Origin of the sequence: Polaribacter sp. Hel1_33_96 (assembly GCF_002846595.1) — a bacterium.
Taxonomy (GTDB): domain Bacteria; phylum Bacteroidota; class Bacteroidia; order Flavobacteriales; family Flavobacteriaceae; genus Polaribacter.
This window is the reverse complement of the sequence record NZ_PJMV01000001.1, coordinates 1,469,083-1,490,935: the sequence shown is the minus strand read 5'-3', so window position 1 is coordinate 1,490,935 and position 21,853 is coordinate 1,469,083. Positions and strand designations below refer to the sequence as shown.

26 protein-coding genes are annotated in these 21,853 nt (G+C 30.2%); 12 read left to right on the top strand and 14 right to left on the bottom strand.

The window, feature by feature from the left end:
- Position 1: 1 nt before the first annotated feature.
- The 8 genes from ATE90_RS06650 to ATE90_RS06615 form a co-directional block, all read right to left on the bottom strand.
- The gene (locus ATE90_RS06650) at positions 2-940 is read right to left on the bottom strand and encodes an acetylornithine carbamoyltransferase (protein WP_036786013.1); all 939 of its coding nucleotides are present in this window, start codon (positions 938-940) and stop codon (positions 2-4) included.
- 6 nt (positions 941-946) lie between these two features.
- On the bottom strand, positions 947-1,711 hold the full coding sequence (gene proB / locus ATE90_RS06645; protein WP_036786017.1) for a glutamate 5-kinase: 765 nt from the start codon (positions 1,709-1,711) through the stop codon (positions 947-949).
- A 1-nt stretch (position 1,712) separates the two neighbouring features.
- Positions 1,713-2,906, bottom strand: a complete 1,194-nt coding sequence (locus ATE90_RS06640; protein ID WP_036786020.1) for a glutamate-5-semialdehyde dehydrogenase — start codon at positions 2,904-2,906, stop codon at positions 1,713-1,715.
- Positions 2,907-2,924: 18 nt separating this feature from the next.
- Positions 2,925-4,055: an aspartate aminotransferase family protein gene (locus ATE90_RS06635; protein WP_036786023.1), complete on the bottom strand. Its 1,131-nt coding sequence runs from the start codon at positions 4,053-4,055 to the stop codon at positions 2,925-2,927.
- 1 nt (position 4,056) lies between these two features.
- The gene (gene proC, locus ATE90_RS06630; protein ID WP_036786026.1) at positions 4,057-4,851 is read right to left on the bottom strand and encodes a pyrroline-5-carboxylate reductase; all 795 of its coding nucleotides are present in this window, start codon (positions 4,849-4,851) and stop codon (positions 4,057-4,059) included.
- Between the two features lie 105 nt (positions 4,852-4,956).
- Entirely contained in the window at positions 4,957-5,934 is a 978-nt protein-coding gene (argC, locus tag ATE90_RS06625) for an N-acetyl-gamma-glutamyl-phosphate reductase (protein ID WP_036786029.1), read from the bottom strand.
- A 2-nt stretch (positions 5,935-5,936) separates the two neighbouring features.
- Complete coding sequence (locus ATE90_RS06620; RefSeq protein WP_036786037.1) at positions 5,937-7,112, bottom strand: argininosuccinate synthase; 1,176 nt, start codon at positions 7,110-7,112, stop codon at positions 5,937-5,939.
- The gene (locus ATE90_RS06615) at positions 7,109-7,726 is read right to left on the bottom strand and encodes a GNAT family N-acetyltransferase (RefSeq protein ID WP_036786039.1); all 618 of its coding nucleotides are present in this window, start codon (positions 7,724-7,726) and stop codon (positions 7,109-7,111) included. The genes ATE90_RS06620 and ATE90_RS06615 overlap by 4 nt, the downstream gene beginning before the upstream one ends.
- 624 nt (positions 7,727-8,350) lie before the next feature.
- On the opposite strand from ATE90_RS06615, the gene ATE90_RS06610 reads away from it, so the two are divergent.
- The 8 genes from ATE90_RS06610 to ATE90_RS06575 all read left to right on the top strand — a co-directional run bounded on the left by ATE90_RS06610 (position 8,351) and on the right by ATE90_RS06575 (position 12,568).
- Positions 8,351-8,764 (top strand): DUF2141 domain-containing protein, encoded by a 414-nt coding sequence (locus ATE90_RS06610; protein ID WP_036786044.1) that lies wholly within the window; start codon positions 8,351-8,353, stop codon positions 8,762-8,764.
- A 22-nt stretch (positions 8,765-8,786) separates the two neighbouring features.
- Positions 8,787-10,148, top strand: a complete 1,362-nt coding sequence (locus tag ATE90_RS06605; RefSeq protein WP_052107543.1) for a 2TM domain-containing protein — start codon at positions 8,787-8,789, stop codon at positions 10,146-10,148.
- Entirely contained in the window at positions 10,148-10,471 is a 324-nt protein-coding gene (locus ATE90_RS06600; RefSeq protein ID WP_036786048.1) for a 2TM domain-containing protein, read from the top strand. Before ATE90_RS06605 ends, ATE90_RS06600 begins: the two co-directional genes overlap by 1 nt.
- 2 nt (positions 10,472-10,473) lie before the next feature.
- Positions 10,474-10,761 (top strand): 2TM domain-containing protein, encoded by a 288-nt coding sequence (locus tag ATE90_RS06595; RefSeq protein WP_036786054.1) that lies wholly within the window; start codon positions 10,474-10,476, stop codon positions 10,759-10,761.
- A 4-nt stretch (positions 10,762-10,765) separates the two neighbouring features.
- Entirely contained in the window at positions 10,766-11,077 is a 312-nt protein-coding gene (locus ATE90_RS06590) for a 2TM domain-containing protein (RefSeq protein WP_036786057.1), read from the top strand.
- Complete coding sequence (locus tag ATE90_RS06585; protein ID WP_036786059.1) at positions 11,067-11,402, top strand: 2TM domain-containing protein; 336 nt, start codon at positions 11,067-11,069, stop codon at positions 11,400-11,402. Before ATE90_RS06590 ends, ATE90_RS06585 begins: the two co-directional genes overlap by 11 nt.
- 4 nt (positions 11,403-11,406) lie before the next feature.
- Positions 11,407-11,718: a 2TM domain-containing protein gene (locus ATE90_RS06580; protein WP_036786061.1), complete on the top strand. Its 312-nt coding sequence runs from the start codon at positions 11,407-11,409 to the stop codon at positions 11,716-11,718.
- Between the two features lie 94 nt (positions 11,719-11,812).
- Positions 11,813-12,568 carry a LytR/AlgR family response regulator transcription factor gene (locus ATE90_RS06575; RefSeq protein WP_036786064.1) on the top strand — a complete coding sequence of 252 codons (756 nt, stop codon included), beginning with the start codon at positions 11,813-11,815 and terminating at the stop codon, positions 12,566-12,568.
- A gap of 223 nt (positions 12,569-12,791) precedes the next feature.
- Here ATE90_RS06575 and ATE90_RS06570 read toward each other — a convergent pair whose 3' ends face one another.
- The 4 genes from ATE90_RS06570 to ATE90_RS06560 form a co-directional block, all read right to left on the bottom strand.
- Entirely contained in the window at positions 12,792-12,956 is a 165-nt protein-coding gene (locus ATE90_RS06570; protein ID WP_081958159.1) for an Arc family DNA-binding protein, read from the bottom strand.
- 78 nt (positions 12,957-13,034) lie between these two features.
- Positions 13,035-13,535 carry a hypothetical protein gene (locus tag ATE90_RS13540; RefSeq protein ID WP_180335183.1) on the bottom strand — a complete coding sequence of 167 codons (501 nt, stop codon included), beginning with the start codon at positions 13,533-13,535 and terminating at the stop codon, positions 13,035-13,037.
- Entirely contained in the window at positions 13,535-13,693 is a 159-nt protein-coding gene (locus ATE90_RS13475) for a DUF4177 domain-containing protein (protein ID WP_143741108.1), read from the bottom strand. The genes ATE90_RS13540 and ATE90_RS13475 overlap by 1 nt, the downstream gene beginning before the upstream one ends.
- A 31-nt stretch (positions 13,694-13,724) precedes the next feature.
- On the bottom strand, positions 13,725-14,585 hold the full coding sequence (locus ATE90_RS06560; RefSeq protein WP_036786066.1) for an SPFH domain-containing protein: 861 nt from the start codon (positions 14,583-14,585) through the stop codon (positions 13,725-13,727).
- A 122-nt stretch (positions 14,586-14,707) separates the two neighbouring features.
- On the opposite strand from ATE90_RS06560, the gene ATE90_RS06555 reads away from it, so the two are divergent.
- From ATE90_RS06555 to ATE90_RS06540, 4 genes are all read left to right on the top strand, one after another.
- The gene (locus ATE90_RS06555; RefSeq protein ID WP_036786068.1) at positions 14,708-15,490 is read left to right on the top strand and encodes a S1/P1 nuclease; all 783 of its coding nucleotides are present in this window, start codon (positions 14,708-14,710) and stop codon (positions 15,488-15,490) included.
- A gap of 110 nt (positions 15,491-15,600) precedes the next feature.
- Positions 15,601-16,122, top strand: a complete 522-nt coding sequence (locus tag ATE90_RS06550; RefSeq protein WP_366132455.1) for a redoxin domain-containing protein — start codon at positions 15,601-15,603, stop codon at positions 16,120-16,122.
- Between the two features lie 6 nt (positions 16,123-16,128).
- Positions 16,129-16,743, top strand: a complete 615-nt coding sequence (locus tag ATE90_RS06545) for a thioredoxin family protein (protein WP_091953887.1) — start codon at positions 16,129-16,131, stop codon at positions 16,741-16,743.
- A gap of 204 nt (positions 16,744-16,947) precedes the next feature.
- Complete coding sequence (locus tag ATE90_RS06540; RefSeq protein WP_101451092.1) at positions 16,948-18,807, top strand: B12-binding domain-containing radical SAM protein; 1,860 nt, start codon at positions 16,948-16,950, stop codon at positions 18,805-18,807.
- A gap of 3 nt (positions 18,808-18,810) precedes the next feature.
- On the opposite strand, the gene ATE90_RS06535 is transcribed toward ATE90_RS06540, so the two are convergent.
- Both ATE90_RS06535 and tsaD read right to left on the bottom strand, forming a co-directional pair.
- The gene (locus ATE90_RS06535; RefSeq protein ID WP_101451090.1) at positions 18,811-20,667 is read right to left on the bottom strand and encodes an LTA synthase family protein; all 1,857 of its coding nucleotides are present in this window, start codon (positions 20,665-20,667) and stop codon (positions 18,811-18,813) included.
- Between the two features lie 3 nt (positions 20,668-20,670).
- A complete protein-coding gene (gene tsaD, locus ATE90_RS06530) occupies positions 20,671-21,696 on the bottom strand; it encodes a tRNA (adenosine(37)-N6)-threonylcarbamoyltransferase complex transferase subunit TsaD (protein ID WP_036786075.1) in 1,026 nt (341 codons plus the stop codon).
- Positions 21,697-21,853 lie beyond the last annotated feature (157 nt).

Here is a 21,853-nt window from a genome sequence, read left to right as displayed (position 1 = left end):
TTTACAAGTCTTCTAATATTTTTTTCAATACTAATTGCGCTGCATATGTTCTATTATTGGCTTGTTCAATAACTAAAGAGTTATTCGAATCTAAAACAGCATCTGCTACCACAACATTTCTTCTTACAGGCAAACAATGCATAAATTTTGCATTTTTTAGTTTTTCTTCTGTGATCATCCATTGTTCATTACCACCTAAATTTTGGCCATAATTATCGTAAGAACTCCAGTTTTTAGTGTAGACAAAATCTGCATCTTTAAATGCTGCTACTTGATTATTATAAATAGGGGTGTCTTTTGTGATTTCTGGACTTAAATTATATCCTTCTGGGTTTGTAATTACAAAATCAACATCCATTTTTTGCATAGCTTGTACAAAACTATTTCCAACCGCATGAGGTAAAGATTTTAAATGGGGCGCCCAACTTAAAACTACTTTTGGTTTCTTTTTTGTGGAGTTTTCAGAAATGGTTATTGCATCTGTTAAACCTTGTAAAGGATGACCAGTGGCGCTTTCCATACTTACAATGGGTGTTGAAGCAAATTTAACAAAGGACTCTAGAACGTGTTCAGATTCGTCCTTTTCTTTGTCTGTTAATGTTGGAAATGCTCTTACAGCAATTATATCACAATATTGAGAAACAACAGCAGCAGCTTCTTTAATATGTTCTGCGGTGTTTCCATTCATAATCGTTCCATCTCCAAATTCAATTCCCCAAGCATCGTCAGAAACATTCATAACAATAGGGTTCATGCCTAAATTTAAAGCTGCTTTTTGAGTGCTTAAACGTGTACGTAAACTTGAATTAAAAAACAGTAACCCTAATGTTTTGTTTTTTCCTAATTCAATATTTGCAAGTGGATTTGCTTTAATTTCTTTCGCCTCTTTGATCCAAGTAGCAATATTATCAATGTCGTTTATGGAGGTGTAATTCTTCATAGTCTGTTATTTAATTTTCGTAAAAGGAACTTTATTGTCAAACGCATTGCAGATAAAATTATCTTCTAGGCCATTGACAATCCATGTTTCTATATTAGCTTTTTTGGCAACTTCAGCAGCTTCAATTTTAGATTGCATTCCTCCACTTCCATGACTAGATTTGGAGTTCACAATTTCATTCTTTAAATCATCAAAATTGATAACTTCTTCAATGGTTTTTGGAACTTTATTTTGGATGGATTCTTTAGTGTAAATACCATTAGTATTAGTTGCTATTATCAATAAATCAACTTCTAATAATGATGCTGTTAGCGCTGCTAATTTATCATTATCACCAAATTTTATTTCATCTGTGGCAACTGTATCATTCTCATTTATGATTGGAATATAATTGTTATTTACCAACACTTTTATAGTATTGGTAATATTGGTTTTACTTTCGTCTTTTTCAAAATCAGAATAGGAGAGAAGGCATTGAGAACTTAATAAACCATATTCTCTAAAAATCTCTTGATAAATTCTAATTAAATGAGGCTGACCAATTGAAGCTAATGCTTGTTTTACAAATACATCTTTTTGCTTACTTTCTAGTTTTACAAATTGTTTTGCAACGGCAATTGCACCAGAACTAACAATTATAAATTCATAAGTTTCCTTTAGTTTTGCAATTTGACTTGCAATATCTTCAATTTTTCCTCTTGAAATATTATCTGTTTCTTTGGTAAGTGTATTCGAACCAATTTTTAGTAAAATGCGTTTCTTTTTTTGCATATTATCTTATTTGTCCGTTTCCGTGAACATACCATTTGTTTGTTACCAAATGTTGTAACCCTATAGGTCCACGTTGATGTAATTTATCTGTACTTATAGCTAATTCTCCACCCAATCCTAATTGACCTCCATCTGTAAAACGTGTAGATGCATTATGATATACGGCAGCTGTATCAACATTTGCCATAAATAATTTAGCTTCCGCTGTATTCTTGGTAATAATTGCTGAGGAGTGGCCGCCAGAATAGTTATTAATCATTGCAATCGCGTCTTTATTCGATGGAATTTCTCCAATTACAATTTTGTAATCTAAAAATTCTTTGTACCAAACATCATTTGATGAAATTTCTTCAACTTTATCAAATTTTGAAATTATTGTATCCCCTAAAACATCAATTTTAAACTCTTTTAACTTTGATAATAAACGATTAATAAAAGCTGTTTTATTTGGAAGGTTTTTGTCAATTAAAACTTTATCGACCGCATTACAAGCAGAAATTTTGGATTTTCCATTTAAAATAATCTCAATTGCAATAGCTGTATCTGCTTCTTTATGAACAAAAACAAAGTTATTACCACGTCCGCTAATAATTATAGGACACGTAGCGTGTTTTTTTACAAACGCAATCAAACGTTCACCGCCTCTTGGAATAATTAAATCGACTTTTTGGGATGGTCTTTCTAAAAAAGCTTGCGTTTCAGTTCTATCAAATTGTAAGTAGGCAATCCAATTATTAGATGCATTGTGCTGGTTTAAAGCTTGATGCCATAAGTCCACAATTTTTAAGTTCGATTGTAAAGATTCTTTACCTCCTTTTAAAAGTATTTTATTTCCAGATTTAAATGCAATTCCAGCAGCTTCAACCGTTACATCTGGTCTAGATTCATAAATGATTAATATTGTGCCAAAAGAAGCGGTTTTATTATAAACCTGCATTCCATTATCATGTCTAAAGCTAAATCGTTCTAAACCAACAGGATCTTCTTGAGTTGCCAAGTGTAAACAAGCTGCAATCATTTCATGAACTTTTGCTTCATCAACTTTTAATCGATCGAACATAGAAATATCATCACCCTTGTAAGCTTTTAAATCTTTTTTGTTTAGGCTAATAATAGCTTCTTTTTCTCGATCAAGAAGTGAGGCCATTGTGCGTAAAACATTATTTCTAGTTTTTATGGATAATAACGTATTCATTTATTTTCTTATTTTTTTCTAGGAATCTAAAGCATTAACCAAAGCTTTAAAAAACTGATTTATATGTTCTTTTTTCACGTTTAATGGGGGTAAAATTCTTAATAGTTTTTTATTTGCCGCTCCACCTGTAAAAATCTGATACTCGTAGATTAATTTTTTTCTTAAATCGCTTACTTCATAATCGAATTCTAGACCTAGCATTAAGCCTCTTCCTTTAATGTTTTTTATCTGGGGAATTGTTCTAGCAATTTTAATAAAGTATTGAGATATTTCATTGACATTGTGCATTAAATTATCTTCTTCAATTACGTTTAAAACCGATAAACCTGCAACACAAGCTAAATGATTTCCGCCAAAAGTAGTGCCTAACATTCCGAACTTTGCTTCAATGGAGGGGTGAATAAAAATTCCTCCAATAGGAAAACCATTTCCCATTCCTTTTGCGATAGAAATAATATCTGGAGTAACCTTATAATGCTGAAATGCAAAAAACTTTCCTGATCGGCCATATCCAGACTGCACTTCATCTGCAATAAAAAAGGTATTGTTCGCTTTACAAAGTACATCGACTTTTTCAAAAAATTTAGCAGTGGCCTGATCTAATCCTCCAACACCCTGAATAAATTCTATAATTATAGCACAAACATCTCCCTTTTCGAGTTCTCTTTGAACTCTTTCAATATCATTTAGCTCTAATATTGTAACCTTTTGTTGTGCGTTTATTGGCGCAATAATATTGGTATTATCCGTGGCAGCAACAGCCGCAGACGTACGACCATGAAAACCATTTTTAAAAGCGATTACCCTGGATTTACCTGTTTTAAAAGAAGCTAGTTTTAAGGCATTTTCATTCGCTTCTGCGCCTGAATTACATAAAAACAATTGGTACTCTTTACAGCCAGAAAGAGTTTCTAATTTGTCAGTTAATTCTTTTTGTAATGGATTTTGAATTGCATTTGAATAAAAACCTAATTTAGCAACTTGATTTGTAATTGCTTCTACATATTTTGGATGTCCATGCCCAATAGAAATTACTGCATGACCTCCATACAAATCTAAATATGCAGTATTATTTTCATCATATACATACATGCCTTTTGCTGAAACTGGAGTAACATCATATAAAGGATAAACATTAAATAAAGGCATTTTAATTTGTTTTAATTTGGTTTATTTTTTCAAAAGAAGCGTTAATTCCTTTTATCAAAGAAGAGCTTAATCCTTGATGTTCCATTTCATTTAATCCCTCAATGGTGCATCCTCCAGGGGTGGTTACCCTATCTATTTCTTCCTCGGGATGATTGCCAGATTCTTTTAATAGGGTTGCAGCTCCAAAGCAAGTTTGCATTGCTAATTCGTGTGCTTCGTGCGCTTCGAAACCTAATTGAATAGCCCCTTGGGTTGTCGCTCGAATTAAACGCATCCAAAAAGCAATTCCGCTTGCACAAATAACTGTTGCTGCTTGCAGTTGATCTTCAGGAATTACCATAGAACGTCCTAAGCTATTAAAAATAGTCTTTGCTAATTCAACTTTTTCCTTTCCTTTTGCATTTGTAGAGAGGCATGTCATAGATTGTCCTACAGATGCGGCTGTATTTGGCATTGCACGAATTATATAATGCTTTCCACCAATTACATTTTCAATTTTTCCTAACGAAAAACCGGTAATCACAGAAATTAGTATTTGCTCTTTACTGAGTTTGTATTTTAAATTTTCTAAAATATCTCTTAGATGTCTTGGTTGTACTGCAAATATTATAATATCAGAATTTTTAACTGCTTCTTCATTATTAGTAGTTAAGGTTACTGCCTTGTATCTATTAAATTCCTTTATAGAATCTGTGTTTCTTTTTGTAAGATATAAAGAACTTACAACTTTATTTTTCAACAATCCTTTTGCAATCGATTGCCCTAAACTTCCTGCTCCAATTATTGCTACTTTCATACTTTATTATTTTTTGGGCGTTACCTGCAGGTCACGCTTTACACTATATCTTTTTTCGTTCCTCAAAAAGGATGTCATTTCACTCGTTAACGCAACTAATTACTACTAAAAATAATTTGCTTTTAAATTTAAACCTAAAGTTTCTTCAAATCCGTACATTAAATTCATATTCTGAATTGCTTGGCCAGAGGCTCCTTTTAATAAATTGTCTATTACGCTTGTTATTAGTAATTTATTGTCATGTTTTGCTATATGGATTAAACATTTATTTGTGTTTACAACTTGTTTTAAATGTATATCGGTATCAGAAATAAATATAAATGCTGCATCTTTATAAAATACTTGATACATTTCTTTTGCTTCTGCTATACTGCCTTTAAATTTTGTGTAAGTGGTGGCAAAAATTCCTCTTGAAAAGTTTCCTCTATTTGGCATAAAGTTTATTTCAGAATCAAAATTAGGCTGTAACTGATTTACAGTCTGTTGTATTTCTCCTAAATGTTGATGATTAAAAGCTTTATAATGCGAAAAATTATTATCTCTCCAAGTAAAATGTGTGGTTGTCGACAAAGAAGTTCCTGCTCCAGTTGCACCAGTAACGGCATTAATATGAATATCGTTCTGCAGTAATCCTTTTGCAGCCAGTGGTAGAATAGCCAATTGTAAAGCAGTTGCAAAACAACCAGGATTTGCAATACATTTTGCTTCTTTTATAGCATCTCTTTGCAATTCTGGTAAACCATAGACAAATTCTTTTTCTTCGAAATTTTTATCCTTGAATAGTCTAAAATCATTACTTAAATCAATAATTTTCATGTGATCAAAAAAACTGTTGTTTTCTAAAAAAGTAGTTGAATTGCCATGACCCAAGCATAAAAATAATACATCAATTTCTGTATTAATTTTATTAGTAAAACTTATTTCAGTCGAACCAATTAAATCTTGATGCACTTTATACAATTTGTTGCCAGCATTAGAAGTGCTGTAAACAAAATTGATATTTGTTTTAGGGTGATTCAGTAACAATCTTATTAATTCCCCCGCGGTATAACCTGCACCACCTATAATTCCTACTTCTAACATCCTTAAGAATTTACTTGTTGATATATTTTATTCTGATTCCCTAAAATTTTAATAAAACCTTTTGCATCGTCTGCTGACCAAGCTCTATTTTCTTCACCATACGTGCTAAATTTACTAGACATTAAATCGTGATCAGAAATAATTCCATCTAAAGAAAAATGATACGGTTTTAAAGAAACCACAACATTACCAGAAACCATTTTTTGAGAACTTTGTAAAAAAGCTTCCGTATCTCGCATTACAGGATCTAAATATTGACCTTCATGCAAATGCATTCCATAGAAACTAGCTAAATATTCTTTATGTTGTAATTGCCATTTTGTCAAGGTATGTTTCTCTAATAAGTGATGTGCCTTTATTGTTATTAAAGCAGCTGCTGCTTCAAATCCAACTCTTCCTTTCGTACCAACTATGGTATCACCAACATGAATATCTCTTCCAATGGCATATGAAGCAGCAATGTCATTTAATTTTTCAATATTTATTTCTGGCAAATTTTCTTTTCCATTTAAACCAATAAATTCGCCCTTTTTAAAAGTTAGTGTAACTTTTTGTTCTACTTCTTTTTCTAATTGAGAAGGATACGCTTCACTAGGTAATGGTTTTTCAGAATTTAAAGTTTCTACACCTCCAACACTTGTTCCCCAAAGGCCCTTATTAACGGAGTATTTTGATTTTTCCCAAGACATATCAATTCCTTCGGATTTTAAATAATCTATTTCTTCTTGTCTTGTTAATTTTTTATCTCTAATTGGAGTTATAATATTGATTCCTGGAGCCAACGTTTGAAAAATCATATCAAAACGTACTTGATCATTTCCTGCACCTGTGCTTCCGTGTGCAATATATTCAGCTCCAATACTTTTTGCGTACTCAACAATTTCTATCGCTTGTATAATTCTTTCTGCACTTACAGAGAGCGGATAGGTACTGTTTTTTAAGACATTTCCAAAAATTAAATACTTTACTACTTTATTGTAAAAAGTAGCAACTGCATCAATATTTTTATATGTAGCAACGCCCATTTTATAGGCGTTATTTTCTATATGTTTAATTTCTTCTTTTGTAAATCCACCAGTATTAACACTTACCGCATGAACATCATATTTTTTTGATAAACTTACAGCACAATAAGAGGTGTCTAAACCGCCACTATATGCAATTACTAATTTTTTCATTTTTTATCTTTTTTTAGAAACAAGTTCTGTTTAATATTTTTTAATTTTTTGAAAACGCTTTCTTTCACTTCTTCAGAGGCTTCTTTATTATTGTTTTTTGGATCGAATAACATACCAGTACACAAGCACATTTTTCTATCTGTTCTTGTCAAAACATCAAAGTTTCTGCAAGTCTGACAACCATCCCAAAAGCTTTGGTCGTCGGTTAGTTCAGAGAAAGTAACAGGTTTATAACCTAAATCGCTATTTAGTTTCATAACAGGTAACCCAGTTGTAATACTAAATACTTTTGCCTCTGGGAATTTAGTTCTTGAGTGCTTGAAAATAACTTGTTTAATTTGTTTGGCTAACCCTATATTTCTATAATTTGGATGTACAATTAACCCTGAATTAGCAACAAATTTCCCATGTCCCCATTTTTCTATATAGCAGAATCCAGCAAATTTTCCATCATCTAAAGCAATTACGGCATTACCATTTTCCATCTTAGTGGCAATGTATGCTGGTTTTCGTTTTGCAATACCCGTTCCCCTAACTTTTGCAGCTTCAGCAATAGTATCACAGATAATGTCAGCGTAAACGATATGAGATTTATTAGCAATTACAATTTCCATTGCATTGTATTTTTATTTGATAAAACTTGTTGTTTGTTGTTTTCTGAATGTAGAACTGGACTCACCTAAATTCCATAAATAAATTTTACCCCAAAGGGCGAAACTTGAAACTGCGGCAAAAATTTATTTGGCTATCGTTTAAAATAACTAAAATTTGTAAGTATGTTTTGTAAGAAAGGTTCACGATAAAAAAATAAATAATTAAAAACTATAAGAGTGTGATAAGAGGATTAATTGCTAATAAAAAATATTAGCGACGACGATTGCGCAGGCGCAAACTGGGAGCTATTGTAGTACATAATTTATTGTTTCTAATAGTAATCATGATGCTAATGTATATGTTTTTTGAAAGCAATCATTAAAAATGAATCGCTTTTTTATCAGTTTTATGAAATTTAAACAAAATTGGATTTTGAGTTATAAATTCATTAAAATAATACTTAAATATTCCCTTTTTGACAATTCTTTAATTGACATTTCAAGTAAAATCTTATTAAATCTAATATTATTCTTAATGAATAATACAGTTCATCCTTAAATTAATACAACTCAGTATTTTTTAATTTAATAAACTTTAAATCTATTTCATATTTGTAGCATAATAAACAATTAAAACTTAAAATTATGAAACTTATCGTAGCCTTTTTAACAACACTAATATTATTAATTACAAGTACAATAGCTGCACAAAATCACACAATTACAGCAACAGTTGTAAATGTAACCTCGGATTCAGGAAAAGTAGGATTTGCTCTATATAACAAAACTAATTTTAGAATGCAACCAATTAAAGGGTCAGAATCTAAAATTTTAGACGGAAAAAGTATTGCCGTATTTGAAAACATCTCAGCAGGAGAATATGCAATCATTTGTTATCACGACAAAAATGATAATAATAAAATGGATTTTCAATCTAATGGAATGCCCAAAGAGGATTATGGATCATCTAACAATGTAATGAATTTTGGACCTCCAAAATTTGAAGATGCAAAATTTGTTGTTGTTGATAAAAATGTATCTTTAGATATTAAATTTTAATAATTTAAGCATAAAAGTAGAAATGAAAAAAATAACAACGTTTTCTATCGTAAACCTAAAAAAAAGTATTTTTCTTACTTTAAAAATTGCACTAATTTTTACCCTGATTTTTGTAGTTTTTAAACAGCAATTTAATTTAAAAGGAATCGCCTATATTTTTATGATTTCTTGCTTGTATTCTTTTGGACTCGGTTTTGGAAACGCTCTTATAAACGATTTTCTTAATAAAAAGTGGAGTTGGATAGCAGAAACAAATCAGAGAGTTTGGGCGGGAGTTGTTTCAACTGTAGTGTATACAATTATAGCAGTATTAGTAATTAATTATATACAATTTATAGTTTTACAAGGCTTGAAGGTGGAAAGTTTTTTTACTGGCTTTCTACTTTATGTACACATGTTTACTGTTATTATTTCCTTAGGAGTTGCTACTTTTTTTCATGCACGTGGTTTTATGATTAATTGGAAAGCATCTGTTAGTCAAGAAAGCACAAAACAAGAAATTGTCGCAAAAACTGAAACAGCAAAATTCGAGTCTTTAAAAAATCAATTAGATCCGCATTTTTTGTTTAATAGTTTAAATGTGTTAACGAGTTTAATTGGTGAAAATCCAAATCAGGCAGAGAAATTTACCACAAAATTATCTAAAGTATATCGATATGTTTTAGAACAAAGAAATAAAGATTTAGTACCAATTGAAGAAGAATTAAAGTTTGCAAAAACGTATATGGAATTATTAGGAATGCGTTTTGAAGATGCAGTACAATTTAATATTCCAGATTCTATAAGTAACAATGAGCTAAAAATTGTGCCTTTATCATTACAACTTTTGTTAGAGAATGCAGTGAAACACAATGTGGTTTCTACTTCTAAACCACTAACGATTACTATTTATGAAGAAGACACTTATTTAATTATAGAAAATAATGTAAATCCTAAAGAAGCAATAGGAAAAAGCACCAAAGTTGGTTTGCAAAATATTGCTGATAGATATGGATTAATCACTCAAAAAGGAGTGAAAATAGAAAATAACAACAAAACTTTTAAGGTGAGTTTACCGCTCCTTTATAAAATGAACGATAGTATGTACACTGAAGATTTAGAAAATAGCAACTATGTAAAAGCAGTAGAAAGAGTAGAGAAACTAAAAGAGTTTTATCAGAATTTAGCTTCATACTGTTTAGTAATTCCTTTTTTAATTTTTATCAATTTACGTTTTTCACCAGGTTTTCACTGGTTCTGGTTTCCAATATTTGGATGGGGAATGGGCTTAACTTTCCACTTTTTAGAAGTAAATAATTACACTATTTTCTTAGGAAAAAATTGGGAAGACAAAAAGATTAAAGAAATGATGGATAAAGAGAATCAACAAAACAGAACAAGATAATGGAAAAGGAATTCACTAAAGAACAGAAATATGTTCTGGCTCGTAAAAGAGTAGAGAAAATTAGTAAGTTTTATAAACATTTAGCGAGTTACATTGTTGTAAATATCTTTTTAACGGCAATTTTTATTTCAGGTGATATGAATGATGGAGATACTTTTATAGAAGCTCTTTCTGATTATCATAATTATAAAATTTGGTTGTATTGGGGAATCGGAATCGCTTTTCAAGCATTAAATACTTTTGGTTTAAATCTGTTTATGAGCAAAGACTGGGAAGAAAAAAAGATTAAAAAATACATGGACGAACAAGATCATAGAAGGTAATTATGGAATTAGATTTTACACAAGAACAGCGTTATTTGAAAGCTCAGAAAAGAGTAAAAGACATTAAAGGATTTTATACGCATTTAACAGTTTACTGTATAATTATCCCTGTAATTATTTTTATGAATTTAAAATTTGAACCTCATTTTCATTGGTTTTGGTTTTCTGTTATTGGTTGGGGTTCTGGACTTTTTATTCATTGGTTAACTGTTTTTGGACTTAGGTTATTAGGAATCGGAAAAAACTGGGAAGAAAAGAAAATTAAAGAATTTATGAACGAGAATAATTAATATTATGGAGCAAGATTTTACACAAGAGCAAGCATATATTAAGGCAAAAAAGAGAGTGAAAGAGATAAAAGGATTTTATATCCATTTCTCTTTATATTGTGTTACAATGCCTATAATAATTGCAGTAAACTTACTATTTTCGCCCGGTTTTCATTGGTTTTGGTTTTCATTATTAGGTTGGGGAGTTGGTATTTTCTTTCACTGGATGGCTGTTTTTGGATTTAGAAAAATAGGTTTTGGAAAAGATTGGGAAGAAAAGAAGATTAAAGAAATCATGGAAGAACAAAGTAAAAAAAATAGAAATCATGGACAATAATTTTACACAAGCAGCGAGTTATATAAGAGCCAAAAAAAGAGTGAAAGCTATAAAAGGATTTTATATTCACTTAATTGTTTATGTTTTAACAAACATTTTTATTAGTGGAATTATCATATGGGGATTAATGAAAAGTGGCTATCGTTTTGAAGATACTCTTTCTAACTTCGGAGTTTATTCTACATGGGTTTTTTGGGGAATCGGAATGTTTTTTCACTGGTTAGGCGTTTTTGGTTTTAAATCTTTAGGTTTTGGAAGTGATTGGGAAGAAAAGAAAATTAAAGAATTGATGGACAAAGAAGAACAACGTAATAAAAATATGTAAAGCGATGGAAAACTTAAGTGAGAAAAAATTATTGAGAGCAAAACTAAGAGTAGAAGAAATTAAAAAATTCTACAAACACGTAGTTACGTATATATTGGTAAATTTGTTTTTAGCGTTTGTTTGGAATTTCTCTTTTAAAATAGTTGGAGATTTTAAAGTAAGCAATCAATTTGATGGCGATGGTTTTACGCATATTCCTATTTGGTTGGTGTGGGGAATATTCTTAGCATTTCATAGTTTAAAAACTTTTGGATATCTTAACTTGTTTGGTAAAGATTGGGGAGAAAGAAAGATTAAAGAATTTATGAAAGAGTAAATTTAGTTACAAAATTGAAAAGTTAGAAAGGTTCTCTATTTAAGACCGAACTAGGAGGGAAGAGGAGTATCAAAATAATAAAAAGCTATTAAAAATGAACGTATTAATAATTGAAGATGAAAAGCCAGCAGCAAGAAGGCTAAATAGAATGTTGGCAATACTAGATTTAGAAGTTCAGCAAATGTTACATTCTGTAGAAGAGTCTTTAAATTGGTTGCAAAACAACGAACATCCAGATTTAATATTTTTAGACATTCAGCTTTCTGATGGTTTGTCTTTTGAGATTTTTGAAGAAATTGAAGTGAAATCTGCCATTATTTTTACAACAGCTTATGATGAATATGCTTTAAAAGCTTTTAAACTTAATAGTATAGATTATTTACTAAAACCTTTAGATGAAGATGAGTTAAAAGTAGCCATAGATAAGTTTAAAGAGAATCGACCAAAACAAACAGATGTTCAGGTAAATATTGATGACATTCGTAAATTATTGATAAATCCGGTTGATCGTAAATTCAAAAAAAGATTGACAATTAAAGTTGGACAACATATAAAAATAATTCATATCGATGAAGTAGAGTGTTTTTACAGTGAAAGTAAATCAACCTATATTCATACAAAAGTAAATAGAGATTACCTATTGGATAGTTCCCTAGAACATTGGCAAGAACAATTAGATCCAGAATTTTTTTTTAGAGTCAATCGCACTTTTATTGTGCATATAAATGCAATAAAAGATATTATTGCATATTCCAATTCTCGTTTAAAATTGATATTACATTCGTATACTGAATGCGAAATTATTGTGAGTAGGGAGAGAGTAAAGGATTTTAAAAATTGGATTGACTAAAACTAACAACATTATTTTGCATGAAGCAGAGAACAAAATGTAATTTTTTATCTGAGGATGTTATTTTACTCTTTTTTTAAAAATTATAAAGTGTAAAAATGATAGTTTTAGAATATGGAGATATACAATTTAAACAATATTAATTGTATGCTTTTGTTTAAATTAATATTTTCTTCAAAAGAAAAGAAAGGTTAGAAAAACTTTAAATAAATAGATATAAAAATTATTCTTCAATTTTTTTAGGTTCTCTTTTAGCTTCTTTTAATGCTTGCATGAGCATCCATTCAATTTGACCATTTGTAGACCGAAATTCATCCGCAGCCCATTTTTCAATGGATTTCATCATATCTTCATTTAAGCGTAATGCAAAAGCTTTTTTCTTTGCCATGTTATATGTTTACAGTTGCTTGAGGATAAGAGATTACAATTCCAAAAATAGAATCCATTAAATAACAGATAATTTGTATCATATAATTTTATTTTTATATGTGTCTAGAACTCTTTTTGCTTCAGATTCTTTCTGAGTTCCTATCAATAATTTTTTACCATTTTTTAGTGTTAATTGAATACCAATATCACCAGAAATATTGATGGCTTTTCCTTTAGCTTTATTCCAAAGAGAACCACCTTTTAGACCCCAACCTCCATATTCACCTATGGGATCATAGTTTCGAACGTTTACAGAATTGATTTCTGACCAACTAATCCTTCTTAAAGAAAAATGAAATGGAAAAAATTGATAATGAATTCCTTTTTCATCAATTCTAGTGGTTAGTTTAAAAAAGAAAATACACAAAACAGAAACTAATATTCCTACTAAAGTTAGTACAAATTCATTGGTGGTCATTTTACTATTTTCTTTGGCATATTCTTGTATCATAATTCCGATGGGGACTATGATACTCATGGCTAAAAGTATTATTAACCAAGTTTGCGTAAAACGTTGCTGTTCTTTAAAAATTTTCATTATCTATTTTTATCTCTTTCTAAAACAATACTAGACCAATGTTCACCCATATGCTTCAAAATCCAACCTTCTCTTGCATGTTGATTTAATAAGTCCTCCATTTTTTCAAATCTATTTCTCAATCCTAACTTAGGTTGTATAACTTTATATTCTTTCATTTTAAATTCGTGTTACTTACTTTGTTTGATATTAATGATTTAAAGTTCCGGTATTAACTACTGGAGAAGCCTCTTTATCACCACATAAAATAACCAATAAATTACTAACCATTGCTGCTTTTCGTTCATCGTCTAATTCAACAATCTTCTTTTGATTTAATTCATTTAAAGCCATTTCTACCATTTCTACAGCACCTTGAACAATTTTATGTCTAGCAGCTACAATTGCTGTTGCTTGTTGTCTTTTTAACATAGCGCTGGCAATTTCTTGTGCATAGGCTAAATAACCAATTCTAGCCTCTAAAACTTCAATTCCTGCTATTGATAAACGTTCGTCTATTTCTTTCTCTAAAGCTTCAGAAACTTCATTTACACTAGAACGTAATGTGATATCTTCATCAGAACCTTCATCTGCAAAATTATCATAAGGATACATGCTAGCTAACTTTCTAACTGCTGCATCTGTTTGAACACGTACAAAGTTTTCGTAGTTATCAACATCAAAAGCAGCTTTATAGGTATCAGTAACCCTCCAAACTAGGATTGTAGAAATCATTATAGGATTCCCAAGTTTGTCATTTACTTTCAAACGCTCACTATCAAAATTACTAGCTCTTAAGGATATTTTCTTTTTTGTAAAAAAAGGATTTGCCCAATACAAACCATTTTCTTTTATCGTTCCAACATATTTACCAAAAAGTAAAATAACCTTAGATGTATTTGGATTTACTAAAATAAATCCAAAAAAGCCTATAAAACCAAACAATGTAGGTATTAAATACATTGAATTTTCTTGCATAATAACTAAAACTATGCCTCCAAAAAACAATAATAGAACGACTAATAACATTAAATAACCATTTGCTGGTTTAATTATTTTTTCCACTTTCATAAGAATAAATTTATATTGATATTAATTTGATATCACAAATGTATGGTTATTTTTTCTAATTTAACAAATAATTCAGTAATTATTTTTATACTTTAGCTGTAAATTAAATTCAAACGATTCAAATGAAAATTAAGTTATTAGTATTAATTCCTTTTCTTTTTTTTATGAAAAATTCTTCTGATGAAGCAGTTTTTTGGGGAAAAAATGGACATAGAGTAACGGGTAAAATAGCAGAAAAACATCTTACTAGAAAAGCTAAAAGAAGTATAGATAAATTATTGAAAGGACAAAGTTTAGCATTTGTTTCCACCTATGCAGATGAGATAAAATCAGACAAGAAGTATAATAAGTATTATTCTTGGCATTACGTAAATATGAATTTGAATCAGAATTATGAAGAAGCAGAGAAAAATTCAAAAGGAGATTTAGTTACAGGAATTGATGCCTGCATAGGGGTTTTAAAAAATAAAATGAGTTCTGAAGAAGAGAAAGTGTTTCATTTAAAAATGTTAGTTCATTTGATTGGAGATTTACATCAACCAATGCATATTGGAAGAAAAGAAGATAAAGGAGGAAATAACATACAAGTGGAGTGGTTTGGAAGAGGAACAAATTTACACAGAGTTTGGGACACAAACATGATCGATGATTGGGAGATGAGTTATATTGAATTGGCTGATAACGCAGATGATTTGTCAAAAAGACAAAAAGAATCTATAGAAAAAGGAACCGTTATTGATTGGGTCAATGAAGTACATGAAGTAACAAATGAAGTTTATAATTCAGTGAAAAAAGGAGAGAATTTACGCTACAGATATTCTTACAATCATTTTGGAACCGTAAGAACGCAATTACAAAAAGGTGGAATTCGTTTGGCAAAAGTGTTGAATGATATTTTTGATTAACGAGCTGTAAAAGATAATTCGAAAACCTCATAAACTCGTTTTTTGAGGTTTTTTTGTTAACAATCAAATAATTATCTTCTATTAAAATTTAAAATAGGTATTTTTATAAAATGATTAAAAAATTACTCGTTATATTATTGATTTCTTTAGGATTTATTTCTTGCAAAAAAGAGGTTGTTAAAGAAACTTCTAAAGAAAAAAACCTTCAAGTATCATCCGTTAAAACATATACTTATAGTGAGTTAAAACCATTATTAGAGAAGAATGATGGTAAGACTTATATTGTTAATTTTTGGGCAACTTGGTGTGCACCTTGTGTAAAAGAGTTACCCTATTTCGAAAAAATAAAAAAAGAGTATGATGATAAAAATGTAGAAGTTTTGTTGGTGAGTTTAGATTTTCCGAAACAAGTTGAAAAGAAATTAATACCTTTTATTAATAAGCGTAAATTAAATTCCAAAGTAGTTTTATTAGATGATATTAATGAAGATGTTTGGATTAAAGCGATTGATGAAAATTGGAGTGGGGCTATCCCTGCAACATTGATTTACAATAAAAATAAACGTAAGTTTTATGAGCATTCCTTTGATTATGAAACATTAGAAAAAGAGTTACAAACTTTTATTAATTAGCATATTATGAAAACAATTAAAATAGTATTATTGATAGCAGTTGTTACTTTTTCAGCAGTTTCCTTTACTTTAAAAACTGAAAAAGGTTATAGAATAGGAGATATCATCGAAGATTTTACTTTGAAAAATATTGATGATACCATGGTTTCTTTGTCTGATTATAAAGAGGCAAAAGGATTTATTATCATTTTTACGTGTAATATGTGTCCTTATTCAGTAGCGAATGAAGATAGAATTATAGCTTTGGATGCAAAATATAAATCAAAAGGATATCCTATTATTGCCATAAACCCTAATGACCCGAAGGCTTCTAAAGGAGATAGTTTTGATGACATGAAAGTTAGAGCAGCAGAAAAAGGATTTACGTTTCCATATTTGTTTGATGCTGGTCAAAAAGTATATCCAAAATTTGGAGCATCAAAAACACCACATGTTTATATTGTGAACAAAAAGAATATGAAAGTTGAATATATTGGCGCTATTGATAACAGCTCTCGAAACCCTGATGCAGTAACAGAAAAGTATGTTGAAAATGCTGTGGATTCCTTACTAACTGGCGATAAAGTTGAAAAGACAGAAACTAGAGCAATTGGTTGTTCTATAAAGGTTGATAGAAATTAAACTTGTTAAAAAAATAAACTTCTTCAAGATAATTTCTTCATTTTTACGATTAGGAGAACTTAAATTATTTTAATTTTCACTAATGACACTTTGATAACTAGCTTTCTATATGTTACATAAAAAGCAATGAAAATTTAAAGAGTTTTATTAATTCAGCAAAAAAGTTACTGTCTTAAGAGTATATTTGCTGTCTATTTATTACATATGTCTATCCATACTCTTTTAATAACTCCACCTTTTACACAGTTTAATACGGCTTATCCAGCAACTGCATATATCAAAGGGTTTTTAGAGTCTAAGCAGGTAAAAGCAACGCAAATGGATTTAAGTATCGAGCTTTTTACAGCAGTCTTTACCAAAGAGTTTATACATGCTATTTTTAAACAAGCAGATATGTTGGGTAATAAAGACTTTCCTTTGGTGTATCAGCAAAAGCAACAGTATATAAATAAAGTAGACTCTGTAATGAATTATTTACGAGCACAAGAAGTTACCGCTGCTTATCAAATAGTGCATAAAGATTACTTGCCTCATGGTCATAGGCGTATTAAATTAGATAACGATTTAACCACTGAGTTTGGCAAATTAGGAATTTTAGATAAAGCCAAGCATATAGCGACCTTGTTTGTTGAAGAATTAGGAGATTTTATTAATGCGAATGTGGATGAATTTTTTTCCTTTACACGCTATGCCGAACAAATAGCAAGAACAGCCTCTAGTTTTGATACTATTGATAGCTATTTGCAATACGAAACTACTTTAATAGAGGATGAAATGTTGTATTTGTTAGATGAAAAATTACAACAATACACCTATGATTTAGTTTGTTTTACAGTTCCTTTTCCAGGGAATTTATTTTCGGCTTTACGATGCGCTCAATTTATAAAAAAACAATACCCAGGACTTAAAATAGCCATGGGAGGTGGATACTGTAATACCGAGTTAAGACGATTATCTGACCCCCGAATTTTTAATTTTGTTGATTTTATTTCTTTAGATGATGGAGAAGGACCTTTATTAAAAATAACCGAATTTTTAGCGGGTAAAATAGCGGAAGATTTACTTGAAAGAACTTATATCCTAAGAAATAATAAAGTTGTGTACGCTAATAAAATACCGAATACTATATTCCATCACAAAAATTTACCAGCTCCGAGTTATGCTGGACTTCCAACAAATAAATATTTATCTTTTTTAGATGTTATGAATCCGATGCACAGAATGTGGTCTGATGGAAAATGGAATAAATTAACAATTTCTCGGGGATGCTACTGGAAACAATGTTCTTTCTGTGATGTTACTTTGGACTATATTGGTAACTACGAAAATACTACAGCGACCGATTTGGTTAATAAAATTGAAAAAATAATATCAGAAACAGGTATTACTGGTTTTCATTTTGTTGATGAAGCTGCTCCACCTAAAATGCTAAGAGCTTTAGCAAATACCTTAATTGAAAGAGAGGTGTATATTACCTGGTGGATCAACATTAGATTTGAAAAAACTTTTACAGCTGAGCTTTGTTCTTTATTGTCAAAATCAGGATGTATTGCTGTAACCGGTGGTTTAGAAGTTGCTTCAGATAGATTATTGGCTAAAATGAAAAAGGGGGTAGATATAGCACAAGTAGCGAGAGTAACCAAAGCTTTTTCTGATGAAAATATTATGGTACATGCGTATTTAATGTTTGGTTTTCCTACAGAAACAGAACAAGAAACAATTGATTCTTTAGAGGTTGTTAGACAATTATTTCAACACAATTGTATCCAATCCGCTTTTTGGCATCAGTTTGCTTGCACTAGTCATAGTCCTGTGGGTAAAAACCCTGAAGAATTTCAGATTAAGATTACAGGACCAAAATTTGAGGGCTTTGCTGAGAATGATTTGTACCATGAAGATCTAAAAGGAGCAAAGCACCACTTATATAGCCAAGGATTAAATACTGCCTTAAATAATTATTTAAATTACAAAGGATTTGATATTCCTTTGCAGAAATACTTCGACTTTAAAGTACCCAGTACAAAGCAACAAAGTGGTTTGATAAAGAGTTACCTAAAAACATAAATATTATTTCCTTTGTAAAAAATCCTCATACGAGTTTTGGGTAATAGCTTTTCCCAGAGAATCTAGTTTTTTTGAATTCTCACCGGTTTCTAAAATTGATTTTTTACTCACATAATCATACAGAAAAAGACTATTCTTTGTGAGTGTGCCAAAGCCTTTATTAAAAGTATAATGAGCAAACTGTGCATCGGAAGTATTAAAGATGTTTTTTCCGAAAATAAAATCTTTGTTGTCTTCTTTTAATAAGTCTAATAGGGTGTAAGAAAAGTCCACTTGACTGGCAATTGTATGTATCTCTTTATGCTGTTTATTGATTGCACCACCTAGCCATAACATCGGAATTCTAAATTTTTTAGGAGAAAAATAAGGACCTACATGTTTTGGAGAACTGTGTCCATGATCAGACATAATAACGATTAATGTGTTTTTATACCAATCTTGTTTTTTTGCAAACTTTATGAAATCACCAATTACTTGATCGGTATAATGATGTGCACTTCTAAATTTATTATCTTCCGAGTCTTTCCCGAATTTGTACTCGCCTTTAATTTCATAAGGTTCATGACTCGTTAAAGTAAGAGCTATTTTAAAAAAAGGTGTTGCTTGTTTGGTTGATAAATCTTTTGCAAATCGTTTCATGAAAACATGGTCATACGCTCCCCATTTTGAGTTCCAATCTTTTTTATCAAATTCATTTCCGTCAACAAAATCGGTAATTCCTGCATTTCTTAAATATGTATTCATATTGCCGAAATTTAAATCTCCTCCATAATAAAAAGAGGTTTTATACCCTAAATCTATCATCTTCTTCGGTAACATTGGCAAGCTTCTAGTTTTATTAGGCATGCGCATAATTCTTCTTACTGGTGGTGGATAGTAACCACTTAAAACAGCAGGAATTCCTTTATCGGTTCTATCTCCATTTGCATAAAAATTAGTAAATAAAATTCCTTCTTTAGAGAATTTATTTAAATTAGGAGTTACATCCGGTTCCCCGCCTAAAGCGCCAACAATTTTTGCAGGTAAACTTTCCCAAAGAATTAAAATGACATTAGGTCTAGAGGTATTTAAAATTGAATCTGTATTCGCTGTTAAGAGCTGATTTTTTGTTTTGTTGATAATGTTAATCGCAGTGTCATCATCAAAATATTTATAAAGATTTGTGCCGTCAGATTTGTGCGTAAGTGTGTTAAAAAAGTTCCAAATAAAATTTACTGAAGCATGATTTGCAAACATTTTATTAGAAAAATATACATTACTTTGATTTACAGGGATGGTTTGAAACCCGCCTCTTAAGGGAATAATTAAAGCTGCTGTGATTAGCAAAAAAAGTGGAATTTCTAACCAACTTCCAAAGTTGATTTTTTTACTATTTTTATTTTGTATTTTTTCAAATAATTTGATAAAAGTATAGGATATCAAAATCCAAGAAAGTCCGCCAGAAATCAACTGAAAAGTTGATGCTGAAGAAATCATTAATTGAGGTGTATTTAAATAGGGTAAAAGTGATGTGTCGACACGAACGCCCCATGCCTGATATAATCCAGCATCAATTAATAACATTAAATTAATGAATAATAGGACGAGAATGGTGTACCACTTTATAATTTTGAAGATAATTTTGGCTTCAATAATTATTGAGGAGCATATTAGTAAAAAAGGAACAAAAGAGATATAAGCTGCAAATGAAGCGTCTAATTGTAAACCATAAAAGAAGGTTTTTATAGTTGTTGTTAAACCAAGATCTTGTGATTTTTCAAAATAATAAACTAGAAAAAATAATCTTGCAAAAATAAAATATACGATCCAAAAAAGAAAGTAATATAAGTTAGATAATAGTCTGTTTTGTAAATTTATCATAAATTACTCTGTAACTTTTAAACGTGCTTTTGCAGTTACAGAAACATCAGCATAATTTTGATTTAAATATTTTAAATATCCAGTAATAGCAATCATTGCAGCATTGTCTGTTGTGAATTCAAATTTAGGGATATAGGTTGTCCATCCAAAATGTTTTTCGGCTAATTTTAGTCTGCTTCTAATTTCTGAATTTGCCGAAACACCGCCAGCTATAGCAATCTGTTTTATACCTGTATGTTTTACCGCATTTTTTAATTTATCCATCAAAATTTCTACAATTGTATCTTGGATAGAAGCACAAATATCGCCCAAGTTTTCTTCAATAAATTTCGGATTTATTCTTTGTTGTTTTTGTATAAAATAGAGAATTCCTGTTTTTAAACCACTAAAACTAAAATCTAAATCGCCTACTTTGGGCTTGGTAAATTTATATGCTTTCGAGTTTCCTAATTTCGCATATTTATCTATTAAAGGACCTCCAGGATAGGGTAGTCCTAAAATTTTTGCTGATTTATCAAAAGCTTCACCAACGGCATCATCAATAGTTTCTCCTAAAATTTCCATTTTAAAATGATCAGAAACTTTTACAATTTGTGTATGCCCTCCGCTAATGGTTAAACATATAAAAGGAAAAACAGGAATTTTATTTTGCTCGTCATTTATAAAATGTGCTAAAATGTGAGCTTGCATATGATTTACGTCTATGAGAGGAATTTTTAAACCTAATGCTAAAGATTTTGCAAAGGATGTACCAACCAGCAAAGACCCCATTAAACCTGGGCCTTTCGTAAATGCAATCGCAGATAATTTTTCTTTCTTAATATTAGCTTGTTCTAAAGCTTGTTGTACAACGGGGACAATATTTTGTTGATGGGCTCTAGAGGCTAATTCTGGAACTACTCCTCCATATTTAGAGTGCACTTCTTGATTTGCAACAACATTGCTTAATACTTTTCCATTGTAAATTACCGAAGCGCTTGTGTCATCACAAGAAGATTCTATTCCTAAAATATAAACTGATTTTTCCATTAAAGAGCTATAGATGATCGCGAAATTAAGTATAATTTTATCTACGTTCCATTTTTTTAAGATTAGAAATTTAAATATTTATTAAATTTGCACGTTCTTTGTAATGAATGGTAACATTTTTGATTATCATAGAATATGTTTTGCATCTATTTTAAAT